The sequence below is a fragment of the Bariatricus sp. SGI.154 genome, from assembly GCF_050313795.1.
Lineage (GTDB): Bacteria > Bacillota > Clostridia > Lachnospirales > Lachnospiraceae > CAMBRQ01.
Map to the genome: position 1 here is coordinate 1 of NZ_JBNPMC010000010.1, position 25,185 is coordinate 25,185.

General features: G+C 42.5%; 31 protein-coding genes and 1 pseudogene. 1 reads left to right on the forward strand and 31 read right to left on the reverse strand.

What is annotated here, in order from left to right; genetic code table 11:
* Window positions 1-221: 221 nt before the first annotated feature.
* From ACQRBN_RS06450 to ACQRBN_RS06575, 26 genes are all read right to left on the reverse strand, one after another.
* A complete protein-coding gene (locus ACQRBN_RS06450; protein WP_427738170.1) occupies window positions 222-1,277 on the reverse strand; it encodes an IS30 family transposase in 1,056 nt (351 codons plus the stop codon).
* Window positions 1,278-1,361: 84 nt separating this feature from the next.
* Complete coding sequence (locus ACQRBN_RS06455; protein WP_427738171.1) at window positions 1,362-2,057, reverse strand: hypothetical protein; 696 nt, start codon at window positions 2,055-2,057, stop codon at window positions 1,362-1,364.
* 22 nt (window positions 2,058-2,079) lie between these two features.
* Window positions 2,080-2,277 (reverse strand): helix-turn-helix domain-containing protein, encoded by a 198-nt coding sequence (locus tag ACQRBN_RS06460; RefSeq protein ID WP_427738172.1) that lies wholly within the window; start codon window positions 2,275-2,277, stop codon window positions 2,080-2,082.
* Between the two features lie 441 nt (window positions 2,278-2,718).
* Window positions 2,719-2,916 (reverse strand): hypothetical protein, encoded by a 198-nt coding sequence (locus ACQRBN_RS06465; RefSeq protein ID WP_427738173.1) that lies wholly within the window; start codon window positions 2,914-2,916, stop codon window positions 2,719-2,721.
* A gap of 1 nt (window position 2,917) precedes the next feature.
* On the reverse strand, window positions 2,918-3,856 hold the full coding sequence (locus ACQRBN_RS06470) for a peptidoglycan recognition protein family protein (protein ID WP_427738174.1): 939 nt from the start codon (window positions 3,854-3,856) through the stop codon (window positions 2,918-2,920).
* 36 nt (window positions 3,857-3,892) lie between these two features.
* On the reverse strand, window positions 3,893-4,258 hold the full coding sequence (locus ACQRBN_RS06475; RefSeq protein ID WP_427738175.1) for a hypothetical protein: 366 nt from the start codon (window positions 4,256-4,258) through the stop codon (window positions 3,893-3,895).
* 13 nt (window positions 4,259-4,271) lie between these two features.
* Window positions 4,272-4,628: a hypothetical protein gene (locus ACQRBN_RS06480; protein WP_427738176.1), complete on the reverse strand. Its 357-nt coding sequence runs from the start codon at window positions 4,626-4,628 to the stop codon at window positions 4,272-4,274.
* A 10-nt stretch (window positions 4,629-4,638) separates the two neighbouring features.
* On the reverse strand, window positions 4,639-4,938 hold the full coding sequence (locus ACQRBN_RS06485) for a hypothetical protein (protein ID WP_427738177.1): 300 nt from the start codon (window positions 4,936-4,938) through the stop codon (window positions 4,639-4,641).
* Between the two features lie 20 nt (window positions 4,939-4,958).
* Window positions 4,959-5,105, reverse strand: a complete 147-nt coding sequence (locus ACQRBN_RS06490) for an XkdX family protein (RefSeq protein WP_427738178.1) — start codon at window positions 5,103-5,105, stop codon at window positions 4,959-4,961.
* Window positions 5,092-5,262: a hypothetical protein gene (locus ACQRBN_RS06495; protein ID WP_427738179.1), complete on the reverse strand. Its 171-nt coding sequence runs from the start codon at window positions 5,260-5,262 to the stop codon at window positions 5,092-5,094. The genes ACQRBN_RS06490 and ACQRBN_RS06495 overlap by 14 nt, the downstream gene beginning before the upstream one ends.
* Entirely contained in the window at window positions 5,237-6,313 is a 1,077-nt protein-coding gene (locus ACQRBN_RS06500; RefSeq protein WP_427738180.1) for a reverse transcriptase domain-containing protein, read from the reverse strand. The genes ACQRBN_RS06495 and ACQRBN_RS06500 overlap by 26 nt, the downstream gene beginning before the upstream one ends.
* A gap of 319 nt (window positions 6,314-6,632) precedes the next feature.
* Entirely contained in the window at window positions 6,633-7,052 is a 420-nt protein-coding gene (locus ACQRBN_RS06505) for a hypothetical protein (RefSeq protein ID WP_427738181.1), read from the reverse strand.
* A 61-nt stretch (window positions 7,053-7,113) separates the two neighbouring features.
* Window positions 7,114-8,337, reverse strand: a complete 1,224-nt coding sequence (locus ACQRBN_RS06510; RefSeq protein ID WP_427738182.1) for a DUF6273 domain-containing protein — start codon at window positions 8,335-8,337, stop codon at window positions 7,114-7,116.
* A gap of 12 nt (window positions 8,338-8,349) precedes the next feature.
* Window positions 8,350-9,165 carry a hypothetical protein gene (locus ACQRBN_RS06515; protein ID WP_427738183.1) on the reverse strand — a complete coding sequence of 272 codons (816 nt, stop codon included), beginning with the start codon at window positions 9,163-9,165 and terminating at the stop codon, window positions 8,350-8,352.
* A gap of 15 nt (window positions 9,166-9,180) precedes the next feature.
* Window positions 9,181-10,674, reverse strand: coding sequence for an InlB B-repeat-containing protein (locus ACQRBN_RS06520; protein WP_427738184.1), 1,494 nt, complete (start codon window positions 10,672-10,674; stop codon window positions 9,181-9,183).
* Window positions 10,675-10,684: 10 nt separating this feature from the next.
* Window positions 10,685-11,368: a hypothetical protein gene (locus ACQRBN_RS06525; RefSeq protein WP_427738185.1), complete on the reverse strand. Its 684-nt coding sequence runs from the start codon at window positions 11,366-11,368 to the stop codon at window positions 10,685-10,687.
* Between the two features lie 3 nt (window positions 11,369-11,371).
* Entirely contained in the window at window positions 11,372-12,412 is a 1,041-nt protein-coding gene (locus ACQRBN_RS06530) for a siphovirus ReqiPepy6 Gp37-like family protein (protein ID WP_427738186.1), read from the reverse strand.
* A gap of 2 nt (window positions 12,413-12,414) precedes the next feature.
* Window positions 12,415-13,272: a phage distal tail protein gene (locus ACQRBN_RS06535; protein WP_427738187.1), complete on the reverse strand. Its 858-nt coding sequence runs from the start codon at window positions 13,270-13,272 to the stop codon at window positions 12,415-12,417.
* Between the two features lie 3 nt (window positions 13,273-13,275).
* Window positions 13,276-16,236, reverse strand: coding sequence for a phage tail tape measure protein (locus ACQRBN_RS06540; RefSeq protein ID WP_427738188.1), 2,961 nt, complete (start codon window positions 16,234-16,236; stop codon window positions 13,276-13,278).
* A gap of 287 nt (window positions 16,237-16,523) precedes the next feature.
* The gene (locus ACQRBN_RS06545; protein WP_427738189.1) at window positions 16,524-16,832 is read right to left on the reverse strand and encodes a hypothetical protein; all 309 of its coding nucleotides are present in this window, start codon (window positions 16,830-16,832) and stop codon (window positions 16,524-16,526) included.
* Between the two features lie 87 nt (window positions 16,833-16,919).
* Window positions 16,920-17,474, reverse strand: a complete 555-nt coding sequence (locus ACQRBN_RS06550) for a hypothetical protein (RefSeq protein WP_427738190.1) — start codon at window positions 17,472-17,474, stop codon at window positions 16,920-16,922.
* Complete coding sequence (locus tag ACQRBN_RS06555; RefSeq protein WP_427738191.1) at window positions 17,467-17,829, reverse strand: hypothetical protein; 363 nt, start codon at window positions 17,827-17,829, stop codon at window positions 17,467-17,469. The genes ACQRBN_RS06550 and ACQRBN_RS06555 overlap by 8 nt, the downstream gene beginning before the upstream one ends.
* Window positions 17,829-18,242, reverse strand: coding sequence for an HK97 gp10 family phage protein (locus tag ACQRBN_RS06560; RefSeq protein ID WP_427738192.1), 414 nt, complete (start codon window positions 18,240-18,242; stop codon window positions 17,829-17,831). Before ACQRBN_RS06560 ends, ACQRBN_RS06555 begins: the two co-directional genes overlap by 1 nt.
* Complete coding sequence (locus tag ACQRBN_RS06565) at window positions 18,230-18,514, reverse strand: hypothetical protein (protein ID WP_427738193.1); 285 nt, start codon at window positions 18,512-18,514, stop codon at window positions 18,230-18,232. The genes ACQRBN_RS06560 and ACQRBN_RS06565 overlap by 13 nt, the downstream gene beginning before the upstream one ends.
* Window positions 18,515-18,527: 13 nt before the next feature.
* The gene (locus ACQRBN_RS06570; RefSeq protein WP_427738194.1) at window positions 18,528-19,037 is read right to left on the reverse strand and encodes a phage head-tail connector protein; all 510 of its coding nucleotides are present in this window, start codon (window positions 19,035-19,037) and stop codon (window positions 18,528-18,530) included.
* A 15-nt stretch (window positions 19,038-19,052) separates the two neighbouring features.
* Entirely contained in the window at window positions 19,053-19,436 is a 384-nt protein-coding gene (locus ACQRBN_RS06575) for a hypothetical protein (RefSeq protein WP_427738195.1), read from the reverse strand.
* 175 nt (window positions 19,437-19,611) lie between these two features.
* On the opposite strand from ACQRBN_RS06575, the pseudogene ACQRBN_RS06580 reads away from it, so the two are divergent.
* A pseudogene (locus ACQRBN_RS06580) lies at window positions 19,612-19,872 on the forward strand (transposase); the annotation flags it as partial.
* 150 nt (window positions 19,873-20,022) lie between these two features.
* On the opposite strand, the gene ACQRBN_RS06585 reads toward ACQRBN_RS06580, so the two are convergent.
* The 5 genes from ACQRBN_RS06585 to ACQRBN_RS06605 all read right to left on the reverse strand — a co-directional run bounded on the left by ACQRBN_RS06585 (window position 20,023) and on the right by ACQRBN_RS06605 (window position 25,117).
* On the reverse strand, window positions 20,023-21,252 hold the full coding sequence (locus ACQRBN_RS06585; RefSeq protein WP_427738196.1) for a phage major capsid protein: 1,230 nt from the start codon (window positions 21,250-21,252) through the stop codon (window positions 20,023-20,025).
* A gap of 17 nt (window positions 21,253-21,269) precedes the next feature.
* Window positions 21,270-21,866, reverse strand: a complete 597-nt coding sequence (locus ACQRBN_RS06590; RefSeq protein WP_427738197.1) for an HK97 family phage prohead protease — start codon at window positions 21,864-21,866, stop codon at window positions 21,270-21,272.
* Between the two features lie 14 nt (window positions 21,867-21,880).
* Window positions 21,881-23,098, reverse strand: coding sequence for a phage portal protein (locus ACQRBN_RS06595; protein WP_427738198.1), 1,218 nt, complete (start codon window positions 23,096-23,098; stop codon window positions 21,881-21,883).
* A gap of 6 nt (window positions 23,099-23,104) precedes the next feature.
* Window positions 23,105-24,547, reverse strand: a complete 1,443-nt coding sequence (locus ACQRBN_RS06600) for a terminase large subunit (protein ID WP_427738199.1) — start codon at window positions 24,545-24,547, stop codon at window positions 23,105-23,107.
* Window positions 24,548-24,763: 216 nt separating this feature from the next.
* Window positions 24,764-25,117 (reverse strand): hypothetical protein, encoded by a 354-nt coding sequence (locus ACQRBN_RS06605; RefSeq protein ID WP_427738200.1) that lies wholly within the window; start codon window positions 25,115-25,117, stop codon window positions 24,764-24,766.
* Window positions 25,118-25,185: the final 68 nt, after the last annotated feature.

Genomic DNA, 25,185 nt, shown 5'->3' on the forward strand with positions numbered 1-25,185 from the left:
TTTGTTGTTGCCATTTTCGACAGCCATATTAGATTACCATATCTTTTGTCGTTTGTCAACAACTTTTTTTATTTATTTTTTCGTTGTTCTCAAGTGTTTTTGTCACTCCAGCGACAACTTTTATAGAATATCACATGTTTCTATCTTTGTCAACACTTTTTTGATATCCATTTTATTTTTAAAAATGTCAATATTAAATGCGACACTTTTTTAATTTTTTTCTAGCTTATTTTTCGTACCTCTTCTTTGAACAATTCCCCTGCTGATCTGTAGCCATGTATGCGCCGCGGATAATTGTTTATCCAGTTTTCTATTGTCTCTATCTCTTCGTCTGTCTTTCCGTCAAAGTTTGTGCCTTTTGGTATTTTTCGCCTTACCATTTTATTTGTTACTTCATTTGTACCACGTTCCCAGCTACTATACGGGTGGCAGTAATATATTTTTGTCCTTTTCCCCTCTCCCAGTATAGATCGTTCTATCTCGTCACAATATGCAAACTCGCTGCCATTGTCTACGGTTATAGTCTTGAATACCTTTTTAAACATACTGCCCCATTTTCGCTCTAATCTGTCCAGTGCATCCACTACCGCCTCTGCTGTATGTGCTGGCAGCTTAAATATAATTTCGTCCCTTGTCTTTCTCTCTGTCAGTACAAGTAAGCTGTTTTTTGATTTTCCACGCTTTCCTTTTACTGTGTCCATTTCCCAATTACCGAACTCCTGTCGGGTGTTTACTTCGTCCGGGCGTTTCTCTATACTCTCGCCTGCTGTCGCTCTTGTCTGCTGCCGCTTAACCTTTTTGTAATCCCTCTTCTTGTTCTTTTTTACTGGCAAGTTCTTATTTGTTAATTTTAAGAAAATCCCCTTATCAATATAACTGTAGAGTGTAGTTACGCATATTGTTACTGTAAAGTCGCTCTCTTTCCCCTGCGCCTTAAGTTCCCCTAGTACTGCTGCCGGGCTGTAGTCCTCGTTTATAATCTTGTTTTCTATATAATTTGCTAATTTTATGTCGTTCCCTATTTTAAGTACTCCGCCTTTGCTTTTCAGATTTTCCCTATATTTATCGTCCGCAATGTCCGGGCTATATCTTTCTTCTGTCGTCAAATCAGAATTAAGCGCCGTATAAGTTCCTCTTTTCAGCTCCCTATAAATTGTACTGCGGTGTACGTGTAACTGTGCTGCTATCTCTGCTACGCTATGTCCCGCTTTTGTTAACGCTTCTATTTTTATTCTGTCTGCCTTTGTCAGATGCTTAAAGCCTTTTTCCCCAGCCATTGTGCTACCTCTCTTTTGTATATAATCTAAATACGACGAAAATCCGCAGACATTCCTACTGGTCTGCGGCTTATTTCTTTACCTTTATTTGCAACATTTTTTACAAGCTGTATACTTCTTCTTTGCTTCGCTTAACGGTATACTCTTTGGTTTTTTCATTCCCGAACAATTTGGGTCAATATGGTATTTTTTGCTGTTATTCTCTACGTATACAATCGGTTCTCTTTTTTTCTCTGCTTCTTTGCTCTTATTTTCTATTATAACGTCCAGTTCAATATTGCACCCGAACGTTTGTACCCCCCCCCTTGAAATTTCGAGTATTTCTGCGCTGTATCTCGCTCCCGGATATTTTCTTTCTAAACTCTTAGCTAAATCTGCCGCAAGATTTCCAAGTATCTTATTACCCCATTTTACATAAGCGGCAGGCTCTCCATTAAACGTATACTTCTCTACTGTAATGTTTTCGTTTCCCGTCATACTCTTAAGTATGTCCTGCCTGTTTTCTCCGTCCTCATTGTCAAACGTAACGCCTACTAATTTCGTCCTTATTGTTTCTGCGATCTTAATGCTAGGTGTACGTGCAGCAACCGCCTGCACTGTTTTCTTTTCTGCCCGTACTTCTTTTTTGCCTCTTTTGCATTTCGTACCAAGCAGTATACACAGTGCCCCGATTCCCACGCAAATTACGCCGCCTGTCACTTCTCCAGCTGGTATAGCCACGATACCACTTAATCCAAAAAATGCGCCAATCACATATAAAACTATTCTTATTACTATCATATTACGCCCTCTCTTCCGTTTTTTACTTTAATTCTAAAATTTCATCCGCCGAAACGCTAAGCTCCCTGCATATTCTTGCAAATACTTCTATAGACGGCGCGCGCTCTCCATTCTCCCAGCGGCTTATATCTTTTTGATATACTTGAAGCCGATCTGCAAGCTCTTTTTGAGAAATGCCCGCCGCTTTTCTTGCTTTCTTAATATTTTCGCCTATAGCCATTATTTACCTCTCTTTTCTTTCGCTCTCATGTATAAAGCTACACATACTTTTACAGCTCCTACCGCTACTAAAAAAACTCCTAACTTAAAAATCATGCTCTTTACTCGGCTTTGGGTTTATGTTATATTTTATATAGGCGGTGGGCTTTCGCCCACTGGATGCTTAATTTAATAACTTATCAATTATTATAAGTATCGTTCCTACGATTAAGTCTATCAGTGCATTTGTTACCAGCTCTTGCCATTTGATAGGCTTTTTCTTTTGTTTCTTTCCCATTTATTGCCGTTTCCCCTTTCTGCGCCTTGCGCTTATTGTTTCTTACTGTTCTCCTTTGATGTTTTTATTATATACCCATTTGGGTATATTGTCAATGTTTATTTACATTTTTATATAGTTTTTCTCAATGCTAAAGGCGCGCCGTTATTAACGACACGCCTTACTTTATCTCTTATTTCCCCGAAGCGTAATTAACGCATTTCTCACGTTTTCCAGCCCTATTTTTTCTTGGCATATTCCCTGCTGCCTCGTTGTTTCTAATTCTTCCCGGTATAGCGGGCACAATTCGCAGCCGTCCACAATGCTACAAGCCGCGTGTGCCATTACAATAATCTGCGCTTCTAATTCTTCTACAGCTATCATACTATAATCTTGTACAATAGTCTAAGCTTACCCAGCCCGCGCCGCTTTTGAGTTTTCCCCAACCTTTTACGGAACCATGCCCCGGCTTCACTTCTACTATTGTAAATACCCCCGCTCCTGTATATTCTTTCGTCCATTCCGTATTATCTCCAGCGCCTTTTCTAATACGCAAGTCTTTTGCTGTAATTTTTACTTTAAATGGCACGTCTGTAGAGTTATTCCCAGCATTATATACCGCGTTCCCGGACTCGTCAAACACAGTAAGCTTATACTGATCTGCGCAGCGTTTAGCATTTTCCAGACTTGAAAAAGCACCTTTCTGGCTTTTTGCATCCGCCCATGTTTTTCTTACTCTGTAAAGTTTGCCTGTTGTTCCACCGTTTCCGCCTGTAGAGGTTCCGCCGCCAAGCTGCGCCGTTACTCTCTTCGCTACGTCTCCTAATCTTGAATACAGCCAATCTCCCGGACAACTCTTATTTGCAAACCACCTATGTACGGTCAGTACCATTTCGTCAGCCTTTGGACTGTAATTTAAAGACTTGTTTTTATCAGCGAACCAAAGAAGCTTTTTCTTGCCATTTCGTTTACAAATATCCACGCACAACTTAATTAACTTTTCGTATACCGCATTTGTCATGGTATATGGGTCTGTAGTATCGCTCGCGCACTCAATCGTTACCGCTCTCTGATCGTTCGCGTTGCTGGATGTGCACCAGCTTCTATTTGCTTCGTCAACGATCAAGCATACTCTACCGTCTTTTCCAATTCCGTAATTGCAACTTGCCTCTCTTCCAGCCGGGAAGCAGCTACCGATACCCTCGGCGGATAACTGCCCTACTACGCAATGCGGCGTAATTCTATCAATGCTGTGTGTACGTCTTCCGCTATGGTTCGGGCTTTTAACTGTACAATTAACCAAAGAACTATTTGTATATCCCATATTGTCCTCACTTTCTGTACTTTCGTACTGTCAAAATTATTTTGTGTCTACTTTGTCTTTTGTTTCGTAGTTCCCTGCCAGTATCTTTTTAATTGTCTGTAGCATTTCTGCGAACTGCTTATATAAGTTGTCGTAACCGTACATAGCCGCATAGCACACTAATAGCCCAACTACAACCGCTGCGACTGCATAATACCAGTGCATAGTTAGCTTAAAATATGTGATCGCCACAGCCGCCGCCACTACCGTAGACACAATGGCTACAATAGCTACATACGCCTGCACTGGGAACTTGTCCCACGCTACTACTTTCTTTGTTACCTGCACTACTAAGTTTGTCCATACAGTTAATGCCAGCACCGCAATAAGTAGCACCGCCACATACATTACATACTTTTCCATATCTTTTTTCTCCTTATCCTAATCCTATTTCTGTTTCTTGTTCCTCTTCGTCCTGCTCTAGCTGTGTTTCTTTTACTTTCTTATTTTTCCCATCTAAGTACGTCGTTGTGATTTTTACTACATTCTCCCCAGCAGCCTTAAGCATATATCCGCCAACTACTACCCTAAATGTCTCATTCATTTCTGTAATAAAAGTGCTCAATGCCGTAGTGTCCATGGTTAACATGATCGCCTTGTTAGCCATGAATAAAGCATATATCACCGCAAGTATGTATAATAAGAAAGCTGTGCTTACCACTTTTTTACTGAACTCCCACAGCCACAATATAGGTGCTTCTTTCTTTGGTTCTTCTCTTCGTTTTTTAACCATGTCTCTGCTCCTATGTCTCAATTTGCAACTCCCTTACCTCTTCCAGCAAATGTGTTACCATTCCGTTGCCGCCTAAAGCGTGATAAGCGTCATACATTTCTATGAAATTCTGTAGCCCATGCCTTGTTATATACCCCCTTTTTGTCCATTTTTCGTGATATTCGATAAGCTGCACTCTAAGCAGTAACATGGTTCCTTTACTGTTTGCATCTCTGTCTTTCTTTTGTTGTTTAAGCAGCCAAGCAATATAGCCCATTAACGGCGTGAGTATTACCGTTAATAATTCTGCCACTATTCCCATTAAGTCCATTTAAAAGTACCTCTTTTCGTTTATTCCGTCTCTCCTGCTGTAATTATTTCTTCGTACTCTTCCTGTGTAAGTTTTTCTTTCGTTACAAGATTTTCCAGCATTTCTGCTGTATACCAGCCTGCTTCGTAATATTTCTTGTATTTTTCAAAATTCTTAGATTTCTCCACGATTAAAGCCCTCGCTTTCTTCTTCCGGCAGCTCCACGTCTGCCATAATAGCCACGTACTCTAACAGCGCGCCCTGTTTTTCTACCTCTGCTTTTGTTCTTTCTTCTGCTCTCTGTTCTGCAATGCTTCTCTTAAGCTTCTGTATAAACATTGACATTAGCCCGCTCCCCTTTCCATAGGTCTTTATAGTATTTATCCATTCTCTGTAGCAATTTTGTGCTGTCTCCTTTTGCCGCGTGATTTCTCCAGCCCGCGTAACATTCGTCCGCCTTTGCTTTTGTGATCTCCCCGCGCTTTGCCAGCTGTACCAGCCTGTATAGTTTCTTCCTTTCCTGCTTTACGTTTTCCGGCTTTATTGTCATAATAACTTTCCCGGTTTCCGTAAGCCTAAAGTTAAACCCTAAAAAGGTTATGCCTTTTCGTAGGCCGTATACCTTTGTCTTTTTCTCGTTCAATGAAAATCCAATTTCTGCCAGTTTTCCTCTTATAATCTCTTTGCAGTATTCTAAGTATTCTTCGTCTTCATGTATTAGTATGAAGTCGTCCATATATCTTTCGTATTCTTTTATATGTAGCTTCTCCTTTATGTAATGGTCTAAGTCGTCCAGTACCGAAATACCAGCTATTTGTACCATTTGGCTGCCCGGATTATATCCTGTGTCTCCCTCGTATTGTTCTTCCAGTACCGCTTTTGTTCTTTCGTATGTCCATGGGTCAAGCCCTCGCTTAAACTTATTAAGCGCTACTTCGTGTTTCATATTGGGATAATACCCTTTTATATCGCATTGCAGCACCGCTCCTTTTGTTCCATGTTTCCTGTAATGCCTTTGCAGCTGCGCTTTCAGTCTCTCCCTCGCCTTATCTGTTCCTTTTCCTTTCTGGCAAGCCATATTATCGTAAATAAAGCTTTTGCTCATTTGCGGATATATAGAATTATCGTTAAGGCTCCTTTGGTAAACACGATCTCTAAAAGCAATGCTTACAATATCTCTTTCTTTCGGATGCGTTACTTTAAAACATACTGGTTTTCTTGCTTTGTATTTTCCTATCTTTAACTGTTCTTCTAATTTTAGTGTTTCTTCAATCCCATTAAGGTAGTAATGCGCTACAGAGTCTTTCCACACTACTCCTTTCTTGCATTTATACATAGAGTCCCATAAAGCCTCGAACCCTATTACATTCTCCGCGACTGTTTCCGCGTCATTCATATTTTTAGTTTCCGCGACGTGTATAACAGTACCAGCTTCTATAAAAAGCTGACTGTATCGCCTCGGTGTTGTTTTGCCGTTTCCGGCTGGGTCACTCGGCTCCTTGTGTCAATTCTTTTTATAGGGCGCCGCCACTATGTAGCAGCCGTATGCCTATTGTGTCTAACACAATCCGGGGCGCAGCGATTAGCGTTGTTCGCGTTGTTGTTGTTGACGTTGCCGCTCGTGTTCACATTCCACGTATTGTTACCGTTGCCGCGATTCTCACTACGCAAGCGGACATTCTGCGCTTTCAGCCTACAGCCCATATATAGCAAAGCTACTTCAATAAATTGTTGTAGCGCTTACTATCTCCGTCTTTCCAGTCCCTTATACGGTTCCTTACCTCTATTGTCTTTTTGCCCCAGTATTTTACCCGCTTTGTTTCTAAATGGAATAACGGTTTTGCCATTTGAATTAGCGCCAGTAAATTATTGCAATCCCGCGCCGCCTCTTCCTGTAGTCTTTTTCTCGCTCTCCAATTTTCCGGGTCGTCCCCTACTCTTATATTGTTTGCCGTCCAGCATTTTATAAAAATGTCTTTAGCTGTCCTAATAATATCGTCTGTAAGTGCCGTCTGATATTCTGGTGCAAAATTCTTGGGGTTCTTTGTAATCCTCATAGTATATACTGCTAAATCATTCGCCTTAATCAATACGTCGAATTTTCCTACACCCCTCTGTGTTTCTGGTACTGCCACGTCTTACTCCTTCATAGTTTAGCTATCCGCAGGCAAGGCGTTGCCCGCGGATTATTTCAGATTAGCAAATGACACAAGCCGGGGCGCAGCGATGAGCGTAGCCCGCGTAGTAGTTGCTGACGTTGCCGCTCGTGAGCACACTCCACGTATTGTAACCGGTGCCGCGATACTCACTACGCAAGCGGACAATCTGCGCACTTGTCCGCGCCTCAATCGCATAAGTAATACGTTCTGGATATGTCTTTCCTGTCGCCTGCGGCTCTGTCGCTCCTGTTGCTCTCTTCCAGTACTCCCAGTAGTCGCCCTCTGCTCCTTTTAACTGCGGTACTAAGTATAGCTGCTCAAGTGACGGTAAAAAGATTTTGTCATAAGTATCTTCCTGCGCCCCTACGCTTGCGTCCGTTACCGTATTAAGCGCAGTCGTTACTTTTACTTCCCCGATCACGTCTAAAAAGTCTTTCTCGAAGCCTGCCAAAAATCCCGTTTTTGTGCTTAACTGATCTGGCATCCTGTCGTAATTGTTCTGTGGTTTCCACCATTCCCCTTTTTCTTTCGCAGAATTAAGGTACTGCCTAATTGCGCTCTGGCTCCAGCGGTTATAGCCGTATGCTGTTCTATGCAGGCTATTTAACTGTTCGTTTCCGGCTGCCTGCAACGTTCCTAAGCTTGTCCCGTTTGCCCCTGCCGTTACTGATACCGTTTCTATCGGTTCCGCTGCCTCTTTGCTTGCCCAGCTGTATACTTTCCAGCTCGTCGGTGCTTGATCTGGCATACCTTTAAATCCGCTTAACTGCCCGCCTGTTGGTACTGGACTTGTTAATGTAAAGCTGTAAGTTTCATTCTTCTTACAATATGTACCCCAATTATCCCCTACTGTAATATAGTAAGTTCCTGCCGGAAGCTCTTCCTCTGCATAATAAAAAGCTTCGTATGCGTCGAACATAACGCCGTATGGAGTCGCATAATGCCACTGTAAGAACATTCCCGGCACTACTTCCCCGTCCTTAAGTGTCACATCTCCGAAATGCACAATATCCATAGGCACTTGATATGTCTTAGTTGCGTCTTTGTCTGTCCAAGGTACTACAATCTGATCGCCTACCTCAAATATCTGTGAAGCAAGCCTTTTTCTTACCAAACTCTGAATACCCTTTAAGTCTGCTTTTAATACCGCCAAACTTTCCGCTGCCTCTGCTGCTCTTAAAGCATTTGCATATTTTAACTGCTCTACCATTTCTTTTGCTGTTGTGTCGCTTACTAAATCTACTGTACCAACTACTCCCATTTTTACTCCTTTCTACGCCTGCTCTTCGTTATATACAAGTTTTAGCGTTCCGTCTTCATTCCGCAGCAAGAAAAAATTCTTATCCGTAAATACGCTCTCTGCTGCTGTATTTGCTGCCTCTGCTGCCTCGTTCGCTGCTCCTGCTGCTGTATTCGCGTTTCCGGCTGCTGCGTTTGCCGCTGTTGTCGCCGCATTTGCCTTTCCTGTCGCTGTATTGGCTGCTTCTGCTGCCGCATTCGCTGCTCCTGCTGCTTCTGTCGCTGCTCCCGCTGCCTGTTCTGCTGTGTCTGCCATATTCTCTGCTGTCTCTGCTGCTTTATACATTTCGTCGATACGTGCCATAAGGTTTGTAAACCAGTCCTCGCTTGGTTCATCTCCCCCTGCTCCGTTATCTACATTGTCTGTAATCTCCAGCTTTCCTAATGCAGTCTTCCATACATAGCTCTTATCTACTTCATTTGTACCGATATTTTCAAACGCAAATGCTACCACTCCGTCGTACTCTGTTACTCCGAAGTCCAAAAGCCATGCAAAGCGTATAAACTCTTCGTTATACCGCACGTCGCAAATATCGCTATAGCTTCCGCCTTTGTCTGCGTTCTCTTCGTTATACCAGCGTACAATAATCTGCTTTGTTGTAAGGTCTATACCGTCATAATAACGCGGCATCTGGAACGTAATATACTGGCTGTTTGTGTCGCCTTTCATTGTGATCTGCGTAATGTCCGGCACGCTGCGGTCTTCTCCGATTTCGTATATATGATCGTCTGAATAATTCGCGTACATGGTGTAATTTTCCAGCGCAATATATCCCTCTTCTATTTTCATGGTTTTCACTCCTTTCTATTCGCTTAATCCCTGCTTCCAGCCGTCTCTTGTCCATACATACGTATAGCCTTTTTTCCAGCTGCCATTATGCCAAATATACGGGAAGCCCGGCTTAGTTACCCCGCCTGCTTTTATATATACAGATGCGTCTATAATGTACTGCGCATATACTGTTATGTCTTTCTCTACAATAGTATTTTCAGTGATCTTAACGCCGCCTACTGCTGCCGTATACCAGCCTTGGAAAACATAGTATTTTTTCGTTGCTGTCGGCAACGTTCCTAATTTTGTACCGTGCGTTTTCTTCTGCGTTGTGTCCCCGGTTCCGCCGTTCTTTGAGGCATTAAACGTAATTGTATATGTGTTTGCTTGCCATACTGCGTATAAATCTACTACGCCGCCTTGCGCGCTTGTGAGGTTCTTTACTTTTGCCCCGTCGTCATATACCTTTATTCCGCCCGGTGTTGTTGCCCAGCCTTTAAACGTGCGCCCTATCTTTGTAAATAGATTTGCGTTAAGGTCTTTTGTTACTCCATACGTATACGTCTGGCTTCCCATATTCCCGCTTCCGCCATTGGCATTAAAACGTACCGTATATGTATTAGCTTGCCATACCGCATACAGCGTTATTGCTGCATTGGCTGTGTAAGTAGCCCCTGCCGAATATGCTACACTTCCAGTGCTGCTTACTGCCCAGCCTATAAATGTATAACCTGTCTTTGTCGGCTTTGTGCTACTTAATACAAGATTTTTGCCATATGTTTTCGTCTGATTCCCCGGCGCTCCGCTTCCGCCATTGGCGTTGTAAGCTACCGTATATGTATTGATCTGCCATACCGCATATAAATTAAGTTGAGCATTTCCCGTATAGGTCGCTCCCGGCTTATATACGACGCCACCGCTTGCGCTTGTCGCCCAGCCCAAAAACGTATATCCCGTCCTTGTCGGCTTTGTGCTACTTAATACAAGATTTTCGCCGTATGTTTTTGTCTGTTTTCCCGGCGCTCCGCTTCCACCGTTGGCGTTGTAATTTACTCCATACGTATTTATTTTCCATACCGCGTACAGTGTTATTGCTGCATTGGCTGTATAGATACCGCCCGCAGCGTATACAGCTCCGCCGCTTGCACTTGTCGCCCAGCCTTGGAACGTGTAACCTGTCTTAGTTGGTTTTGTCCCGCTTAGCTTTAAATTACTATTCCAAGTTTTTGTCTGCGCTCCCGGTGCTCCGCTTCCACCGTTGGCGTTGTATTTTACTGAATATGTAGCGTACGGAAATACCGAAGCTTGTACCCAGCAACGCACTTGGTTTCCATATCCCGGTAAGCCGATAGCATACGGGTATCTTGAACCCGGATTATAATAAAGAAATGTGTACGTTGTTCCTACTGTTACCGTACTATTAGCCCCAGTCCCGTCGCTGGCTGCCTTTCCTGTAAAATTGGTTCTGGCCGTAAAGCTTGTTCGCTGGCTATAGTATTTTCCGTTAATTGTTGCGCTCGTATTCATGCGTTACCACCTAGCTTTCTACGAGTATAAATACGTCCCCCTCTTGTGCTGTTTCCGGCAGCTTTGTTCCGTATTTAATCTTATTTTTCAATACATTTATCTGCGTTTGCAAATTCCCGGCGGCATCCGTCGTTAACTGGTTTTTCATCCCGGTAAACCACTCATTAAATGCTACGTCCATTTGTCTAAGCAGCTGCTCTGCTGGTATCGTTTCCGTATTTCCAATTATCCACCCGCAAACTTCCCTATTAGCCCTTGTGTCCGAAACGGACGCCTGCGTAACTACTACTACACCTTTGTTAACTCTTACTTCCGCAAGCTTAAGCTCGTATATATTCCCACTTCTCGTTAATTCCGGCGCAACTGGTGTTACTGCTGCATTTCCTTTAACGATCTCTATTGTAAAGTCTCTTGCGTCGTCGTCTCTTCGTACTACAATATTGTCAACCCTGTTAAGCGTTCCGCTTGCCGTTGATAATCGTAGTACCTTTTTTTCTTCAAATACTTTTACTTTCCCACCTATTAAGGCAGTTCCCGTATTTACCGTTAATGTCATGTCTCCATTGGCTATAACCTGTAAGCCGCCGCTTAAAATTCCGTCTGTGAAGAACTGCTTTAGCCAGTCGCTAAAGCTATCAGCGTCGTATTTTCTGTCCCCGGCTATAGAGTTATAAAAATATGCGTTATCACTCATTTTTTAATCCTCGCTTAAATCTAACGTCTCCGGCAGCGCATCCCCAAATGTTGGCTCTATTTTCGTTCCGCCGTTTTCGTAGCTTTCCTGTACTTCTGTTACACGTTGGTTTAGTGTTATATTCCATTCTCTTTTTTTAGTCGTTACTATGTCGCCTAAATCCCAGTCTTTTTTATACTCAAAGTTTGTGCTTTGCACTTCTGCTTCTATGCTCTCTTTAATGTTATAGTCTTCTTTCTTTTCTCGCCCGCGCTGTAATAATGCTTCTTCGTATTCTGTGTCTGTCAAATCGCCTTGCTTTAAGTCTTTTGCATCTATGAATACTTCCCTAATGTCTTCGGCTTCGGTATCTCCCAATATTACTATTTTTCTTTCGTCTCCCTCTCCCTGTCCGCCTATATAAAAGACATTTCTATATTTTGTGTCGTCGTACGTATATGTAATGTCGTTAAGGTTTCCAAGTTCTCTTGAAAATATAACTCTAGGGTTTTCTGTCTGTAGCACGCTGTGATCTACACCTTTGTAAACTTCAAAATACATTTTCTTTGCCCGGAAGTCTGGTCTTATCCTGTAACCCAGCCCCGAACTTTTTGCCATTTTTGTTAAATATGTCTGTAGGTTTTTCCATGTTGCTTGAAAAGTAACGTCTCCGGCATATCCTTTGCGCTCTCCCAGTTCTAATAGCGGTATTGGTGTTACCTGTCCAACCATATAGCGCATAGCGTCCTCTTGTGTCCCGCTGAAATTTATCGTATTCTTTATAATCCTGCGCGCTGTAAGTATGCTTAAAAAGTTCCCGCTTCTTGTTATCTGGTTACTCTTGCTTCCCTCTTCGTCTGTGTGCCCGCCTATAATTCCAGCTTCTACACTCCCGCGCTTTGTGATTATGTTCCCTGTCTGTAGTAATTCTATATTTCTATCCGTTCCCGGTGCATACAGCTGGAAGTTGCCCGGCTCGTAATATTTTCTGCACCATAGCAGGCTTTTAAAGTCTTCAATTACTCCCAAAAACTCCATGCTTGGGCTATATACTCTTATTTCCATACCTATACTCCTAAATATCTATGCCTGTACTCCACGCTCACGTTAAGGCTTTCCGTTCCGCTCTCTGCTTCGTACTGCAATGTATTAAGCCCTGCTTCTAGCTGGATATATTCGCTATCCTCGTCTATGTAGCCATTTATACTTTTTCTTTCCCCGTCCCGGATTAAATAAACATTCTTTTTATTTGTTTCTGTGCAGATTTCCAGCACATCCCCGTACTTTAAATCTGTATTTACTTTTATAAATTCCCCTGTTGTAAGATTTCTTACAGTCGGTGTTTTGACTGCTGCCAGCGCTTCCAGCTTAATAATTACGCCCGTTCTATCTGTCGTGCTCTCATTTGCAAATTCCTTAATAAGCTCCATGGTTCTGTAGCCTATTTCTTCTCCTGCTGCCTTAAACTCATGCCCAAACTCAAACCCGGCTACCCAGCTTGCCATAAGCTGCACTGTGTAATCTACATCTGTAAAAAATGGGTCATTTGCGATCAGAGATATTACTATATCCCGTACTACGCCTTTTTCTCCTATGTCCACGCTTTCCACGTAATACTCAATCTGCCGCCTTTTGTCTTGCTCTTCGTGTACCAACGTTCCTTTTGTCTTTGGTCGAAAACACTTATATAAAATATCCCGGTTCTGTTGGTAGTTCTCGCACATTTGCGCGGTTATTACTATGTTTCTTTCCTGCGTGTTGCTTCCTTGGTAAGTGCTTCCGTCTGTATTTGTGTTGTCACTGCTGTTTACATTGTTTGAAACCTTATACAGTCCGTCGCAGCTTAGTAAGAAAAACGGGGTAAAAGTATAGTCAAAATATACCGATACGCCCCGCTCGTTCGTACACGTTATTTTCTTTGCCATACTCTACCCCCTTTGTAATGCTAAAATCATTTGTCTAGTTGCGTTCCTTGTCTGTCTTGCCGTTTCTGACGGGCTTAATTCTCTGTTCGACGTTATATTTACATTCTGTGTAAAACTATTCCCTGCTGCCTGTTTCTGCGTTTTATTGCTTGTGCTTGACTTTAAATCTTGGCTTGCTACAATTCTTCTGCCACTTACCATGCTGCTAACGTCGTCTTCCTCTACGCCCAACTTAATTTTTGTGTTATTCGCCACTTGCTTAGCGTAATCTCCCAACGCTTCGTCTGTGTCTTTCATCAATTCCGGCATATTCTTTTCTACGCCTTGACCAATTCCCGGCGGGATAAACTTACCCACTTCTTCCTCAAATACTTTTGACGGGCTATGTATTCCAAGGGCGCTTTTTGCTTTATCTACCAGTCCGCCCAGCGCATTTTTGATGCTACTGTAAAGGCTTCCTACCATTCCTGTAATACCGTTAATTAAGCCGGAAATTACGTTACGCCCAATGCTGCTAAATTGGCTTACCATATTCCCGCCCCATGAAACAACGCTTGAAATAACTTCGCCAAGTTTAGAGGCTACGCGCCCCGGCATACTCGCAATACCGCTAACCACTGAATTAAGCATATTACTTGCTGCACTTTTGGCATTGCTTACTAAATTGCTGCCCCACGAAACGACATTAGAAATTACGTTGCTTAAAAATGTCATTATTCTGCCCGGCAACTGTGATATGAAGCTTATCACTCCGTTAAGCATATTACTTGCTGCGCTTTTGGCATTGCTTACGATATTTGCGCCCCATGTAATCACATTATTTATGATCGTGAGTAAAAAGCTCCAAATTTTCCCCGGTAATTGGCTAATCCATGTGGTAACATTCGTTACCAAATTCGTCGCTGCTGCTGTCGCGCTCGAAACAATGTTGCTTCCCCACGTTACAATATTGTTTATGATCGTAAGCAAGAAATTCCATATATTTCCCGGAAGCTGGCTAAACCATGTAGTAATACTTGTTACCAAATTCGTTACCGCTGCTGTCGCATTGGCAAGCATATTGCTGCCCCACGTAATTAAATCTGTGAGAATCTGCGAGAAAAACGCGCTTATTTTGCCCGGTAATTCTTGGAACCACGTAATTACGTTGTTTATAATTTCCGGCACAGTTACTAAGAAAAAATTCTTAATTGCTTCCCATGCTGTTAAGCAGGCAGTTTTTACGGTTTCCCACAAATTTATCCAGAATTGTCGGAAGCTCTCCGACGTGTTCCATAGCGTCACGAAAGCAACTACAAGCCCCGCTATCGCCGCCACTATAAGTACAATGGGATTAGCCATTAGCACGCCGTTAAGCGCCGTCATAATCGGTATGCCCGACTGAACAAGCGTTATTACCGTACTAATCGTGCCTATTAACCCGGATAATATCCCGGCTACCTTAGTTACCACGAACGCTGCCATAAATCCGCCTACCAGCGCTGTGATAGTCGGTAGATTAGCACTTATAAAGTCCACAACTTCTTTTATGATCGGCATTAAAGAGTCAACTAACGGCGCTATAACATCCATTTGCACCGTACGTCCTACTCCTGCCAGTTCGCTCATAACGTCGTCGTACTTTATCTGCTTTATCTCTTCCATTTTGCCTTTCACGTCGTCGTAAGCTCCGCCCACGCTGCTAAGCGACTGTATAAACTTCGTTCCGCCATCTTCCGCCATGGTTCCAAACGCCAACGCTGCAAGGTTCATTTTTTCTTGTTCGTTCGTAGTGTTCTGTATATCTGCTACAATGGAGTCTATTACTTCTTTTTGTGTTGCTCCGCCATTCTGCCAAGCTTTAAAAAGCTCCTGTGTCTTTGTAGAAAATCCGCCTATTCCGTCCGCTATAGTTCCGTCCGCTAACCTCGTAGTTACCTCGTTAATAGCGTCGTTTACCTTGTCCAAATTGTAGGCGCCGCCGTCCGCTCCGTTCTGAAGCAGCATAAAATACTCGTCCGCACTATATCCGGCTTCTGCAAATTTCCCCGCGTACTCCGAAACGTTGTCGCCCAGCTCGTCTGTGTAGTTAAGTCCGTTTTGCGCTCCTGTCGCCATAAGGTTAAACGCTTCGTCTGCTGACAGCCCGAAATGATCCATTAACGACTGTACGCCTCGCATGGTTTCCGAAAAATCCATGCCAAATGTGTCCTCTAATGTATAGAGGTTTTCTGTCATTGTCTGTAATTTCGTCGGGTCTAATTCGCCTGTTGCCTGCTTTACTAAAGCCATTTTTTCTGCAACGTCCTGCAATGACTCTCCGAAATTATTTTTATAGATCGCTTCCATGGCTTCGTTGTACTTGCCCATGGATTCTGTAGCTATGCCTGTAGCTGCTTGAAACTGGTTAGACGCCTGCTGCTGCATACCTACCATATCTTTTAGTGCCTCCCCTGCTGCCTCTATGCCGTCTGCTGCCATATCAGCAAGTGCACCTTTCATAACAGTAAATCCGCCCGCTGCGTCGTCTGCGCTGTCCCCAGCTTCTTTTACATCCTCGGCTAAGTCGTCCATTTCTTCGCCCAAGTCATTTGCGCCTTTCTCTAAATCATTGGACGACTGCTTAGCCTGATCTAATTCTGTTTCGTACTTTCCTAAATCGTTTTTTGTTTTTTCGATCTCTCTTTGCAAGGCTCTGTATTGTTCTTTGGATACTTCGCCTTTTTCAAATTGTTCCTGTACTTGTCTTTCTGCTTCTTCCAACACTCGCAGCTTTTCTTCTGTTGCTGCCACTGCCTCTGTAAGCAGTTCCTGCTTTTGCTCGCATAATGTTATATTTCCACTATCGAACTTTAGCAGCTTGTCCACCTGTTTAAGCTCTGACTGTAACGCCCTGCTGGTTCCATTTACCCCGGTTAAGGCTTTGCTTAGCTCTGTGGTGTCTCCGCCTATTTCTATGGTTATTCCTTTTATGTTGGAAGCCATAAAGCCTTACCCCCTTTTCGTTAAGTTCTCCCGTATTTTTTGTCTTTCTGGTTCTGTCTGTTCGATTCGCCAGCAGTTATGTAAATACTCTTTCCCCTCTTTCGTGCTCTTCAAGTTTGTTATGTATGCCTCTCGTAAGAAATATAAATAAATATCTATTGGCAACTTTTGTACTTGAAAAATGTCTATACGCAGGTAATCCATAACATATTTTTCCCCTACGGTATTTAACTCGTATGGTATTTTCTCCTTATCTCCGCCTACGCCGCCCGGATAATAAGGAATCTTTAGTTTTTTTCGTTCTTTAATCCCTGTATAAAGTCTGTGTACGCTCCGATAAACTGCATGATTTCGTCAAAGCTATATGCTTTAATGTCTTCCATTTTTACTTTGTAGCCCTGCTTGTTATTGCTGATAATCTTTGCAACACATTCGTACAGATCTTCTATCACGTCTTCTACTGCTGCTGACTTAAGCGCTACCAGCGTTTCAAAGGTCGCCTTTTCCGGCATTGCTACTAAATATGTCTTTCCGTTTTTCAGTGTGACGTTAAAATATCTTCTCTGTACTTTGTTAAAGTTAAATCCGTTTGCCATGTTCCCTCTCCTTTTACTGAAAAAGAGGCATAGCGTCGGTTAAAACGCTTGCCTCTTTAGTGTACGGTTAGTTATTCTCTTTTTCTTTTATGCGCTTATTGTTGCCGGGTCGATGATCTCTTCGTAGCAAATAAGCGTTCCCTCGTCGTCCATAGGCTGTGCCTTAAATTCTACGTCTACCGTAGTTGCTTCGTCTTTCGCAAATGCAAAGCTAAATCCAGCCTCATTTTTCCCTACGATAGATACCCTAATATCGCCGTCCTCTTTATCTTCATGTACAAAGTGGATGTAATACTTTTTATTGTTCTGGTTTCCTACTCCACCGATTTTAACAGTTCTTACGTTTCCGGCTGTTGTTACTCTTGCTGTGCTGCAAATCTTCTCCAGCGTTTCTCCGCACCAAGTAATTACCCCGGACTTTAAGATAGCTTCCTCTTCTGTGAGGATTGACTTAGATTTTTTTCCTAAATCGTCTTTTGCTGTATAAAATTCTGGTGTGTATTCTACTGTAGCTCCGCCGGAAATATATCCAAGTAAGTTGTCGTCTACCTCTACTGTTTTATTTTCCGGGATTTCTGCCCCGTCCTCAAACTCTGTTACGTACAGCTTTCCACTTCCAAGTACAATACTTGTTTTATCCATACTTTCTTTCTCCTTTCGGTATTTTTTCAACTACCACGAAGTCGTACGCAGTTTGTACTAAGTCCTCGCTCTCTACTGGTGCTTGGTACTTATTGTACTTCACGTCGTACAATACTTCTTTTTCTATTCGCCTCTCTATCTCTGTGTCTCCCACCTTGTCTGTGTAGAGTTCTAGTACAATTTTTCTTCGTTTAAATAGTACTACGCCGTCCCCACCGTCTCCGTTTGTTTCGTCGTCATACCATATTAAGTACGGCGGCTCTGGTAACGGCTTTTCTTTTGTTTTTATAAATTCATTCTCTGCGATCGGCAGCCCTAAAGCTTCCGCTCTTTTAATGATTTCTTCTACCCTCATTACTTGCCTACCGCCTCTTTCACTTTTTCTTCAAGGTTTTGAATGGCTCTTTTTTCTACAGGCGCTATATGCACTCTCGGCGCTGTTCTTCGTACTTTTGACGTATGTACTACTCCTGCCCTGTCTGTATTCTTTCTTGTGTGTCCTTTTTCCAGCAAATGCGTAAGCTGATGCTTTTTAGAGTTATATACCGTATTCTGCCTTTTGTGTCTGGTTTCATATACTTTCTTTTTCCGCCAGCCTTTTGCGTATGCTCCTGTTTTTCTCGGTGATTCGCTTTCTAACTCTTTTACCGTTTCGTCGGCTTGTTCGTCTACGATCTCTTTCACAGCGTCCGCTACGTCTTGGTCGTATTCTGTTAAGGCTTGTGCCAACTTAGTTGCCATATTGTTAATATTAGCTATGTCTGCCACCGCCTGCCGCTCCTTTCTTCTGTGTATAACTCTATTTTATCGTCTGGTCTTGGGTATGTCCTGTATACGGTAAGCCTCATTCCGTTGTATACTATGTCCGTCTGTCCGTCATACTCAAAGTTCCATATTTCAAACTTATACGCTGGTTTAATGTCTTTCTGTCCTGCTGCCACGTATTCGCTCTGCGTAATACTGTACACTTCTGCAAATACCTGTTTTTCCTCTGTTTCTTTCTCGTTAATAGGTTCTATCAGCGTTATTTCCCCGTACATACTGCGCGCTCCTTTACTTGTAAATCTGCAAGATTTCCGGCGCTGCGTAGCCTTGTGGTGGCTCTTCTTTTTCCGCTGCTACACCTATATATTGTTTATACTGCTGCTTGTCCAGCAATTCTACCACGCGCATAATAGCTCCTGCTTTCGTTATGCTTTTATCTTCGTTCTCTGGCTCCGGGTAAATTGTCCCCGTTACTATAACCTGTTTTCCTACTGCAAAATCTTCGTCTGTAATTGGTTCGTTATAATCTCCTGCCAAAGCAAGCGACATTTTTAGCATATCGTAGCTTTTTTGGTACTGCTCCGCCTTATCCATATATCCGAACTGACTTTTTACGTATAGTACAGCCGCCCGTATAACCAGTGGGTCTTCCTCGCTTATCCTGTGTACGCCTACCAGCCGCAAATCTTCCTTAAAAGCTTCCAGTATATCTTTTATTTCTCCTACGATAGCCTCGTTATTGCTTGATATTCTTAAAGCTGCTTTTGCCCTATCTACGAGCTTATTTCCTACTGCCATACGTAGCCTCTTTTCTTAAATAAGTTCTACAAGTTCTTTTTTAATCAGCTCTTCTGCGCGTTTCTCTGCTACGTTCCACTCTTCGCCTACTTCTCTGATTGTACTTGTTTCTAAATCATGGAACCTTACGCGGCATCTTACGCCTACTTTCCCGGCTGCCTCTTCTTCTGCCTTTTTCGCTTCTCTTTTTGCTTCCTCTTCCGCTTCTGCTGCCCTAATTTCTCTGATCTCTTCCGGGGTAAGTTCTGACTCTTCCGGCACTTCTACTTCTACTTCGCAGATTCTTGCCACGATCTCCTTAACGGTTCCCTCTGCGCTTACGCCCATTTTGTTTGCTAAGTCCATGACTTCTGCTTTTTTCCAGTTACTAAACTGGCTCTCTGCTAATTTACCTTTCATATTCTGCCTCTCTTTCTGTAGGCGGTACTGTAAAGTTTTACAGTCCTATTTTTCTTTAAAACCTTATATTTTCAAGGACTTCACCACTTTTTGCATATAAAAAAGCAATGACCCCCTTTTTCGTGTATAATGTAGGCTACCAAACTCAACAAAATACGAAAGGTAAATCATTGCTATGGATAACATTATACTCTATTTACTTAACATCATTCAAGAACAATATCAGCAAATCTGCTGGCTTATTCTCTTTATCTGCAGATATATTCCTTTGAAACAATGGGCTCATGATGAAATCCACAGTCCTAAGTACCAGAAATTCCTCACTGATAAGCTTCCTGTCATCAAACCCTTCATCAAACAAGACTGGAGACTCTGGAACGAATACTACCTGCTCCGTTATGGCAAAGCCGTGAAACCGATAAAAGCTCAAAAAGGTGTGCCGTCAAGGGTGGCGTACACTGCCGAAAACTAACATATCTGCAATTTTCAAGGTTCCAATGGAGCCATTTTTTCAGCTCCAATTTTTCATAGGCTACTTTACACTACCCTGTAGGCAGCCAGTGTTATACACCAGCTGCCATACCAATTAACCACTTACTAATTTTTTCAGTACTACAAGGCTGTTTTTATCTACTACTTTTCCGTCTGCCAGCATAATGCCCTTTGTTACCATGTCGTCTGTATCGTTGTCCTCATACTTCTTAACGCCCATAGCGTAATTAGTGTTAAGCACATAATCTTTGAAGTTGAAAAGGAACGCAAATACTTTTCCTGTTGTCTGCGCCGCAAAACTTGGCAAGTAATCGCACACTACTACAGGTCTTCCAAGTAGCGTATACTCTGGTTTTCCGGCAATTCCGTAATTAACTCTACCAATCGGCTGTCCGTTGGTATCTGTGAGTCCATAGTAGCCCATGAATGTTTTTTTACTCATGCACCACTGCGCCCCTTTTTCGTATGCAATCGGCAACGCTGCTTCTGCTGCAATCAAATCAGCGTACGCCTGCGCTTTTACATCAATAGCCTGATCTGTTACCGGGGTTTCTGTAATAATACCTTTTGGCTGTCCTGTGCCGCTTCCAGAAATAATAGCCTGCTCCAGTGCTTTTGTCATTGCCTCTACAATGTTGTTAATAATCAAGCTTTCAAAGGCTGGCATTGCCATAGTATCTACTTCCAAAGATACCGCCACTGCGCAGCGCAGTTTGTGGTATGCAAAAGTAATCATACCGTCTTTTTTTGCGTCGTGTTTCTGCTTATCGCTTCCTGCTCCCTCTGCTACCCATGTTGCCGTTGGCTTTACAGTAGATACCGGGATAGATACGCCGCCCTTGTATGCAGTTCTTGTTACAAGGGCTAAAATCATTCCTGTACTTTCAAGCTTCTGTACGATCTGATTAAGTACGTTTGTCGGGATAACTGCCCCTACGTCTGTTGTTTTGCTTACTGCGTTTGCTCTGTATTCTGCTGGAATCTCTGCGCCTCTAATAACATAATTCATAAAAGCACGTCTGTACTCCATTGTTGCGTATTTGTCTTCCGGCTCCTGCTCTCCTGCGCCGTCTGCTCCCTCAAAGCTTCTAACCACTCTTGCTGGTGTCGGGTTTCCGTTCTGATCTACAACCGCCCCTCTTGTCGCCAGCTGGTTAAGTAAATTTGTTCTTCTTTCCTGCTGCTCAATTAAGGCGGTTCTTTCTTCCTGCAAGTTGTTTACTTCTGTTTCCAGTGCTGTAAGTCTCTCCGCTGTAATGTCCGGCGTATTTAATTCTGTTCTAATTTCTGCAAGTCTCTGCTCAATTTCCTGTAATCTTCCCATTATTTTTCTCCTTTACTTTATAAATTCGCTTTAATCCGTAGTGCAATTTTTCTGCGCTCCAGCTGCTCCAGCTGTTCTGCTTCCCGTCTCCCGGTCGCAAAATTTCGCGCTGCTATGCTTGTGTCGTCATTTGCGGGTATGCTTACCGCTGACACATCATATACTTTTTTAATCTTTAGTATTGTGCGGGTTCTGGTCGCTTTGTCGTAGCGCTCCTCTTCGACTGTAAACGCCCATGACATTTTATTTATCATTCCCGCCTCTATATCTTGGTACAGTCCCCTAGCTAAATCTGTTTTGCTAAGGTCTGCCGCAATCAATAGCCCTTTATGATCTGGTATTAACTGTAGTGTTTTATTACTATTTCTAGCAAATACCCTGCCTTGGTGATCGTATTGCATTATAACGTCGCTCATGTCCGCGCCGTCTAACGCGTTCCTGTCTATAACTTCGTAATATTTCGTCCCGTCTTCAAACTCATAAAGCACGTATGGGTCATTGAACGTAGTAGCATAACCCTCTACGTAACATTCGCTGTCTATTCTTTTTCCTGCTGCCTGCGCCGTAAGCGGCGCTGCTAGTTGTCTGTATTCCCTTGTTTTAACTACTGGCATTTGTGCACCCCTTTCTATTCTTCCGGCGTCGGTTCTACAGGCTCTTCCGGCTCTTTAGGTTCTTCTGGTTCCTTATAGTCTTCTGGCTCGTCCAGTTTACCCACTTCTGTATACTCTTTTCTTATGTAGTACTTATCTCCGCCCTCTACGTGTGGCATATTCCATATATCCATAACTCCATTACGGTTTATAAGTCCTCTATCAAACAGCTGTGTGCTTACCTGTAATTTTGTTGTGTTACTTGCATACTGCAATCTGTTTGCACTAAATGTTATCATGTTCCCATGTGTAAGCTCTCTCGGCGTGTATGTCATGTTTGACATTGCAAGTGATAATTGCAGGGCAAATGGTTCTATTTTCCCCTCGTAATAAGCGTTCCATTTATTCTCGTCGAACTTATTTTGCAAAATATCCATGTTTGTACCAAAGTGTGTACATACATTTTCTTGTATTTGCTGCATCTGTAAAGCGTTCGGCGTATATGCTTTGCTTTCTACCTGTTTTAAGTCGGTAAATTTATTATCGTAAATAATCATGCCGCTTTTGTTCTCGGCGCTTAAGTTTTCTTCTGTGAACCTCTGCCGCTCTTTTTGTATGTCTTCCGGCTTTAGCATATTTGCTATTTTTGCGATAAATCTTATATTTGCAGAGTTCTTTACCGCGTTAATAATACCCTCGTTTGTTGTCTGTATGAGCTGCATAGTCGGCTTCATTGTGTCGTTACTCTCTCCAAAGAGGTCGTCTTTGTACTGATGCGTCGTAAGCACGCCTACACGTTCAAACTCTATACAGGCTTTTTCTCCGTTTGCAAATGTATAACGTAAATATAGTTCGCCATGCCATTCTATAAGCTCGCAGTGTTGCGGAAGTAACGGGTAATACCCTGCCAATTCTCCTGCGGCGTCCTCAATCGGTATAATAAATGCTGTATGTTCACACTCTAATATTGTCGCTACTCTCGCTATAAATTTTGATGTGTCCATAAAGCTATTGGGCTTAAATTGCAGTATTTTTTCCAGCCTTTTCTTGGCTGTCCCTGTTACTTCCGGCTTTAATTTACTGCAATGCGTTGCAAAGCTGTTAATAGCTGTTCGTGTTAAGTCCATTTCATAAACGCCGCCAGAATATGACGTAAATACCGGGCTATAGCCGTCAAGCATTTTAAAATATTCGCCTATGATCTGCTCATTTTTCTTTTTAAAAACATAATCCAAAAGCCCCGTAATGCTCACCCCTTTCTATGCTGCGTTTCTCAATAATTCGCCTAATTCTGCATTGTATTTTTGTCTTACGGTCATTGCATCTATTACAGATACAAAGCCGTCTATATGCGCTCTCTGCTCTATTTTTATCGGTCTAAACTTCCTTGTTTCCATGTTGTGTTTAAGGGCAACGTTAAGGAAGTGAGACTTAAGCAGATTGTTGCTTGCTATTTTAAAGTTTCCGTCCTGTATAATTCCCTCAAACTCTCGTATAATAGGTGTAAGATTTTCCCCTTGGTATACGTCGTCTACGTGGAAGCCGTACTGTTTTAAATCATCAATGAGATATTGCGCGCTATACCTGTCGTAACCGATCTGTAGCGTACGTATTCCGTATACTTCCAATAGTTCAACGTACCAGTTAAACACGTCTTTGTAGTCTACGTAATTATCCCCGGAAAGCGTTATTATTCCTTTTTTCACGAAAATATCGTAAGGCACTCCGTCCGAAGCTTGTAACTTCTCCAATTTATTGCGCGGCATAAAGAATTGAGCAAACGCATATAACTTTCCGTCTTTTTCAATTATCACGCTAGCTGCTGTTAAGTCTGTTGTCTGGCTTAAGTCAATTCCGCCTACCGCGTAGCAGTCTCTAAAGTCTTCCAATGTTTTTTCTACTCCCGCATTTTCTACGGTCGCATATTCCAGCCACGCTACAGAACTGTTCTGCTTTATGTTGCAATATTTTGTTAAAAATTCTGCCTTTTTGCTTGGGCTTGCCTCTGCTATCGCTATTTCGTCTAAGAAAAAGCTTTCTTTAACACTAACTCCCATGTTCGGGTTAGCTTTCTTTAGCTCGTTTATGTCATTCCATTTTTCTATATCGTCTATGATATACAGGAATGGTAAAAGCCTGCGCTCTTTGCTGTTGCCTTTTAGGAAACTTGTTGCTCTCTTCATAAGTTCGTCGTATATACTGTCGTTGATATATCCGGCAGTGCTTATACTTAAAATCATTGGCTGCAATCTTGCTCCTAAAGCCGACTTCATAACCTCATACTGCTTTAATCCACCGTCCCCGCTCCATGCTGCCAATTCATCACATACTACAAGTTGCGGGTTAAATCCGTCTGACTTCTTCGCATTAAACGCAATCGGCTTAATTACTGTATTTGTCTCTTCAAGGTATATATCGCTACGTCTCTTTTTGGTAAGCTCGCTTAGTTCCTCTTCTGCTTGAACCATTTTATAAAATCCGTCATATACAAGCGCTGCTTGGTCTAATTTTGGTGCTAAGCAATATATCTCTTGTCCGTATTCCGGCTCCAGATATGCCATGTATGCTATAATCGCACTCGCAAAAAGAGACTTACCGTTTTTTCTGCCAATAACTATAAAAATTTCGCGAAAAATCCTAATATTTTCTGCGTCAACTATGCCAAACATGCAGCAAATTATAGCTTTTTGCCATAGTTCCATCTTTAATAAATCGTTTCTTCCTTTGCTGTGGTGGCAGAAATTTTCTATAAACTTTATAGCTTTATTTGCTTTTTTTGCATTGTAGAAAAACTCTTGTTTTTCGAGTCCGTCTACGATTATTTTGTATATTGCAATAATCCAAAGTCCCGCTATGATCTCGCCGCTTTTTATCTTAGCGTAGTACTCGTAAATATAATTTTTATACGGTATCGTAGCTTACTCTTCCCGCAGCGCTTCCAGCTTCGATTTCTTCCGCTTCTGCGCTGGTACAAGTTCCACTAACTGCTTAATTATCGCGGCGTAGTTCTTGCTTAGTGCTATGTACGTGTCTGCTTCTGGGCTTCGCTTTGTGCCGAACTGATTCGCACCGTTTTGGTATTCACTTGTCCAGCCGTTATCTTCCAGAAATGCTTCCAGTTCGTCTAGTTCGATAGACATAAAAGCCGCCTTTTCGATCAGTGGAGTAACAAGTTTTTTCTTGCCGTCCTCTAACTCTTTAAAAATTCCTTTAAGTCGGCGTTTCTCTTTTTCTATCCTCTCTTCTTTCGTGTATTCTTTCTTAGTTGCCATATCTACACCCTTTCCAATACACCCCACCCCCTCTACACCACGTATACGCGCGCCCGCAGAGTAAAATT

Bases quoted from the DNA above. Each gene is read 5' to 3' on its own strand.
- ACQRBN_RS06450 (WP_427738170.1), bottom strand. From the start codon at position 1,277: ATGGCTGGGGAAAAAGGCTTTAAGCATCTGACAAAGGCAGACAGAATA.
- ACQRBN_RS06455 (WP_427738171.1), bottom strand. From the start codon at position 2,057: ATGATAGTAATAAGAATAGTTTTATATGTGATTGGCGCATTTTTTGGA.
- ACQRBN_RS06460 (WP_427738172.1), bottom strand. From the start codon at position 2,277: ATGGCTATAGGCGAAAATATTAAGAAAGCAAGAAAAGCGGCGGGCATT.
- ACQRBN_RS06465 (WP_427738173.1), bottom strand. From the start codon at position 2,916: ATGATAGCTGTAGAAGAATTAGAAGCGCAGATTATTGTAATGGCACAC.
- ACQRBN_RS06470 (WP_427738174.1), bottom strand. From the start codon at position 3,856: ATGGGATATACAAATAGTTCTTTGGTTAATTGTACAGTTAAAAGCCCG.
- ACQRBN_RS06475 (WP_427738175.1), bottom strand. From the start codon at position 4,258: ATGGAAAAGTATGTAATGTATGTGGCGGTGCTACTTATTGCGGTGCTG.
- ACQRBN_RS06480 (WP_427738176.1), bottom strand. From the start codon at position 4,628: ATGGTTAAAAAACGAAGAGAAGAACCAAAGAAAGAAGCACCTATATTG.
- ACQRBN_RS06485 (WP_427738177.1), bottom strand. From the start codon at position 4,938: ATGGACTTAATGGGAATAGTGGCAGAATTATTAACGGTAATACTCACG.
- ACQRBN_RS06495 (WP_427738179.1), bottom strand. From the start codon at position 5,262: ATGTCAATGTTTATACAGAAGCTTAAGAGAAGCATTGCAGAACAGAGA.
- ACQRBN_RS06500 (WP_427738180.1), bottom strand. From the start codon at position 6,313: ATGAATGACGCGGAAACAGTCGCGGAGAATGTAATAGGGTTCGAGGCT.
- ACQRBN_RS06510 (WP_427738182.1), bottom strand. From the start codon at position 8,337: ATGGGAGTAGTTGGTACAGTAGATTTAGTAAGCGACACAACAGCAAAA.
- ACQRBN_RS06515 (WP_427738183.1), bottom strand. From the start codon at position 9,165: ATGAAAATAGAAGAGGGATATATTGCGCTGGAAAATTACACCATGTAC.
- ACQRBN_RS06520 (WP_427738184.1), bottom strand. From the start codon at position 10,674: ATGAATACGAGCGCAACAATTAACGGAAAATACTATAGCCAGCGAACA.
- ACQRBN_RS06525 (WP_427738185.1), bottom strand. From the start codon at position 11,368: ATGAGTGATAACGCATATTTTTATAACTCTATAGCCGGGGACAGAAAA.
- ACQRBN_RS06530 (WP_427738186.1), bottom strand. From the start codon at position 12,412: ATGGAAATAAGAGTATATAGCCCAAGCATGGAGTTTTTGGGAGTAATT.
- ACQRBN_RS06535 (WP_427738187.1), bottom strand. From the start codon at position 13,272: ATGGCAAAGAAAATAACGTGTACGAACGAGCGGGGCGTATCGGTATAT.
- ACQRBN_RS06540 (WP_427738188.1), bottom strand. From the start codon at position 16,236: ATGGCTTCCAACATAAAAGGAATAACCATAGAAATAGGCGGAGACACC.
- ACQRBN_RS06545 (WP_427738189.1), bottom strand. From the start codon at position 16,832: ATGGCAAACGGATTTAACTTTAACAAAGTACAGAGAAGATATTTTAAC.
- ACQRBN_RS06550 (WP_427738190.1), bottom strand. From the start codon at position 17,474: ATGGATAAAACAAGTATTGTACTTGGAAGTGGAAAGCTGTACGTAACA.
- ACQRBN_RS06555 (WP_427738191.1), bottom strand. From the start codon at position 17,829: ATGAGGGTAGAAGAAATCATTAAAAGAGCGGAAGCTTTAGGGCTGCCG.
- ACQRBN_RS06565 (WP_427738193.1), bottom strand. From the start codon at position 18,514: ATGTACGGGGAAATAACGCTGATAGAACCTATTAACGAGAAAGAAACA.
- ACQRBN_RS06570 (WP_427738194.1), bottom strand. From the start codon at position 19,037: ATGGCAGTAGGAAATAAGCTCGTAGATAGGGCAAAAGCAGCTTTAAGA.
- ACQRBN_RS06575 (WP_427738195.1), bottom strand. From the start codon at position 19,436: ATGAAAGGTAAATTAGCAGAGAGCCAGTTTAGTAACTGGAAAAAAGCA.
- ACQRBN_RS06585 (WP_427738196.1), bottom strand. From the start codon at position 21,252: ATGGGAAGATTACAGGAAATTGAGCAGAGACTTGCAGAAATTAGAACA.
- ACQRBN_RS06590 (WP_427738197.1), bottom strand. From the start codon at position 21,866: ATGCCAGTAGTTAAAACAAGGGAATACAGACAACTAGCAGCGCCGCTT.
- ACQRBN_RS06600 (WP_427738199.1), bottom strand. From the start codon at position 24,547: ATGGAACTATGGCAAAAAGCTATAATTTGCTGCATGTTTGGCATAGTT.
- ACQRBN_RS06605 (WP_427738200.1), bottom strand. From the start codon at position 25,117: ATGGCAACTAAGAAAGAATACACGAAAGAAGAGAGGATAGAAAAAGAG.